This is a genomic window from Nocardioides sp. CPCC 206348 (assembly GCF_048654705.1).
Classification (GTDB): domain Bacteria; phylum Actinomycetota; class Actinomycetes; order Propionibacteriales; family Nocardioidaceae; genus Nocardioides.
In genome coordinates this window covers 1,874-5,408 of record NZ_JBMCZA010000186.1, presented here as the reverse complement: position 1 = coordinate 5,408, position 3,535 = coordinate 1,874, and the positions used below count along the sequence as shown (strand labels likewise).

At 69.5% G+C, this 3,535-nt stretch carries 4 protein-coding genes; 3 read left to right on the top strand and 1 reads right to left on the bottom strand.

The genetic code is table 11. The features are described 5' to 3' along the window. On the bottom strand, positions 1 to 428 hold a 428-nt coding region (locus tag ACOADB_RS15240), incomplete at its 3' end, for a TetR family transcriptional regulator (RefSeq protein ID WP_378600218.1). A gap of 84 nt (positions 429 to 512) precedes the next feature. Here ACOADB_RS15240 and bioB point away from each other — a divergent pair. The 3 genes from bioB to ACOADB_RS15225 form a co-directional block, all read left to right on the top strand. Then, on the top strand, positions 513 to 1,733 hold the full coding sequence (gene bioB / locus ACOADB_RS15235; protein ID WP_378600217.1) for a biotin synthase BioB: 1,221 nt from the start codon (positions 513 to 515) through the stop codon (positions 1,731 to 1,733). 9 nt (positions 1,734 to 1,742) lie between these two features. Beyond that, the gene (locus ACOADB_RS15230) at positions 1,743 to 3,029 is read left to right on the top strand and encodes an adenosylmethionine--8-amino-7-oxononanoate transaminase (protein ID WP_378600214.1); all 1,287 of its coding nucleotides are present in this window, start codon (positions 1,743 to 1,745) and stop codon (positions 3,027 to 3,029) included. After that, positions 3,026 to 3,535: aminotransferase class I/II-fold pyridoxal phosphate-dependent enzyme (locus ACOADB_RS15225; protein ID WP_378600211.1), on the top strand; the 510-nt coding region annotated here is incomplete at its 3' end. The genes ACOADB_RS15230 and ACOADB_RS15225, both read left to right, overlap by 4 nt.

Here is a 3,535-nt window from a genome sequence, read left to right as displayed (position 1 = left end):
TCGTCGGCCTCGTGGGAGAGGGTCAGCCGGACGAGGGTCCGCGCACCGACACGGGCAAGGTGGTCGTCCGCACCGCCTCGCTCGAGCGCCGAGCGCATCGGACGTTCGAGCACCTCGGCGTCGTACCGATGGACCTGGGCGATGAGGGCGGCACCATCGCGGTGGCGGCGCATCGCGTCGCGCAGCTCGGCACACAGCAGGCTCAGCTCCGCGTCCCACGCGACGATCTCGGCCGGTCGACGGCCGCGGCGCAGGATCTCGTCGGAGACCGCGGCATACAGGGCAGCCTTGTTCTCGAAGTGGTGGTAGAGCGCACCCACCTGGATCCCGAGGTCAGCGGCCAGCTTGCGCATGGACAGCGCGTCGAGTCCGACGTCGTCGAGGAAGGCGATCGCCCGGTCGACGATCTCGCCGCGTCGATAGCCCATGTGGCGCCTCCTGCCGTTGTCGCTTATCCTGACCACCTGAACAGTGTTCAACTCTCTGTTCAACCTACCGTGTCAAGGAGACCCATGAGCGCGCAGTTCGACCAGTTGGCCACCCGCATCCTCGACGGTGGCCCCGGTTCCGCAGCGACCGAGGCCGACGCGCTCGCCGTGCTCCAGGCACCCGACTTCGAGCTGATGTCGATCGTCGCCGCCGCCGGCCGCCTGCGCCGCGAGCACTTCGGCAACAAGGTCAAGGTCAACTACCTGGTCAACCTCAAGTCCGGCCTGTGTCCCGAGAACTGCAACTACTGCTCGCAGGCCATCGGGTCGGAAGCCCCGATCCTGAAGTACTCCTGGCTCTCCAAGGACGACGCGATCAAGCAGGCCGGCGCCGGCCTCAAGGGCGGCGCCTCGCGGGTGTGCATGGTCTCGTCGGGCCGCGGTCCGTCGAACCGCGACATCGACAAGGTCGTCGAGATGACCGAGGCCCTCAAGGAGGAGTACGACGGCGTCGAGGTCTGTGCCTGCCTGGGACTCCTCAAGGACGGCCAGGCCGAGCGCCTCAAGGCCGCCGGCGTCGATGCCTACAACCACAACATCAACACTGCCGAGTCCAACCACGACAACATCGTCCAGACCCACACGTACGACGACCGGGTGGACACCATCGGCAAGGCGAAGTCCGCCGGCCTGTCGCCGTGCTCCGGCCTGATCGCCGGTCTGGGCGAGACCGACGAGCAGCTCGTCGAGGCGCTCTTCGCGCTCAAGGAGCTCGGCTCGGACTCGATCCCGGTCAACTTCCTGATGCCGTTCGACGGCACCCCGTACGAGAACACGTGGGAGCTCTCCCCCACCCGCTGCGTGAAGATCCTCGCGATGGCGCGCTTCGTGTGCCCCGACAAGGAGATCCGCATCGCCGGCGGCCGCGAGATGCACCTGCGCACCCTGCAGGCGACCGCGCTGCACGTCGCCAACTCGATCTTCCTCGGTGACTACCTGACCTCCGAGGGCCAGGACGCGAAGTCGGACCTGGAGATGATGCGCGACAACGGCTTCGTCATCCTCGGCCAGGAGAACGCCTTCAACGACGGCACCTTCGACGACGTCTTCAACGCGCCTTCCTCCGCTGCTGCGGCCCACGCGGTGGCCACCACGCCGTGCGGTTCGGCCACGACGGGTTGCGGTACGAGCTGTGGTGGCTGCGCGGCGGGGCTCTCGGACGAGGCTCCCGGCGACGTCGCCGATGACCACAAGCCGGTGATCCGCCAGCGCGGTGCCGGCACCGAGGTCCCTGCGAACGCCTGAGCCCTCCGCATGACGACCCTGGCTGCCACCGAGACCCTCGCGTTCGACCGCGAGCACCTGTGGCACCCCTACACGTCGATGACCGAGCCGACGTCAGTGCGGCTGGTGACGGGGGCTTCGGGCGCTCGGCTGACCCTGGGCGAGGACCACGAGGTCGTCGACGGGATGTCGTCGTGGTGGTCGGCGATCCACGGCTACCGGCACCCGGTGCTCGACGCGGCTGTCGTCGACCAGGTCGGTGCGTTCTCCCACGTGATGTTCGGCGGACTCACCCACGAGCCTGCCGTTGCCCTGGGCCGTCGGCTCGTCGAGATCACGCCCGAGCCGCTGGAGCGGGTGTTCCTCGCCGACTCCGGATCGGTGTCGGTCGAGGTCGCCATGAAGATGGTGCTGCAGTACCAGCGCGGTGTCGGCCGCCCCGACCGCACGCGGATGCTGACCGTCCTCGGCGGCTACCACGGCGACACGTTCGACTGCATGAGCATCACCGACCCGGTCGGCGGGATGCACGCGATGTGGGCCGGACTGCTCCCCCAGCAGGTGTTCGCACCCCAGCCGCCGGCGTACGACGCCAGCGAGGCCGAGATCGCAGCCTGGGCCACGACGCTTCGACACATCGCCGACCAGCACCACCACGAGTTGGCCGGAATCATCGTCGAGCCGCTCCTGCAGGGTGCCGGCGGGATGTGGCCGTACGCCGTCGAGTGCCTGCGAGTGTTCCGTGACGTCGCGGACGAGCACGGCCTCGTGCTGGTGTTCGACGAGATCGCGACCGGCTTCGGCCGCACCGGCCACCTGTTCGTCAGTGAGCGGGTCACCCCCGACATCCTCTGCGTCGGCAAGGCGTTGACGGGCGGCTACGTCTCCCTCGCCGCGGTCGTGACAACCGACGCGGTGGCACGAGGCATCTCGGCGAGCGAGTCCGGCGTCGTCATGCACGGCCCCACGTTCATGGGCAATCCACTGGCGTGCGCCGTGGCCAGTGCGTCGATCGACCTGCTGCTCGGCCAGGACTGGCAGGCAGAAGTGCACCGGATCGGCTCACGACTGGCTGCCGGACTGGCTCCCCTGCGCGAGCTGCCAGGGGTCCGCGACGTGCGCACGATCGGGGCAGTCGGAGTGGTCCAGCTCGACCACCCCGTCGACGTCGTCGCCGCCACCGACGCGGCCATCGAGGCCGGCGTGTGGCTGCGACCGTTCCGCGATCTGGTCTACGCCATGCCGCCGTACGTCATCAACAACGACGAGCTCGACCAGCTCGTCGCCGGAATCGGAGCGGCGGTGCGTGCCGGATGAGTCGCTGGAGTGAGTGGCTGGACACCGAAGCCGCAGGGCGCGAGTCGGCAGGACTGACGCGACGGCTCCGCGCGCGTGCCGCCGACGACGCGACGATCGACCTCGCCGGCAACGACTACCTCGGCCTCGCCCGCGACCCCGCGGTCTCCCGTGCCGCAGCCGACGCGGCCCTGACCTGGGGCTCGGGAGCGAGCGCCTCGCGTCTCGTGACCGGCACCCTGGCCGTGCACGCAGAGCTCGAAGCCGAGCTGGCGGCCTACCTCGAACAGCCCGCTGCGCTGGTGTTCTCGACCGGCTACCACGCCAACCTGGCCGTCGTCACCGCCCTGGCCGACCGCACCACGCGGGTCATCTCGGATGCCCACATCCATGCGTCGCTCGTCGACGCGGTGCGCCTGTCGCGCGCCCAGCTGACCGTGGTGCCGCACAGCGACGTCGATGCGGTGCGCGCCGGCCTGGTCGCGGCCGAGGCAGCCGGAGAACGGGCGATGGTGCTCGTCGAGTCG

What these genes read in the sequence shown, in the direction of transcription:
- bioB (WP_378600217.1), top strand. Translation starts at nt 513, where the DNA reads ATGAGCGCGCAGTTCGACCAGTTGGCCACCCGCATCCTCGACGGTGGC.
- ACOADB_RS15230 (WP_378600214.1), top strand. Translation starts at nt 1,743, where the DNA reads ATGACGACCCTGGCTGCCACCGAGACCCTCGCGTTCGACCGCGAGCAC.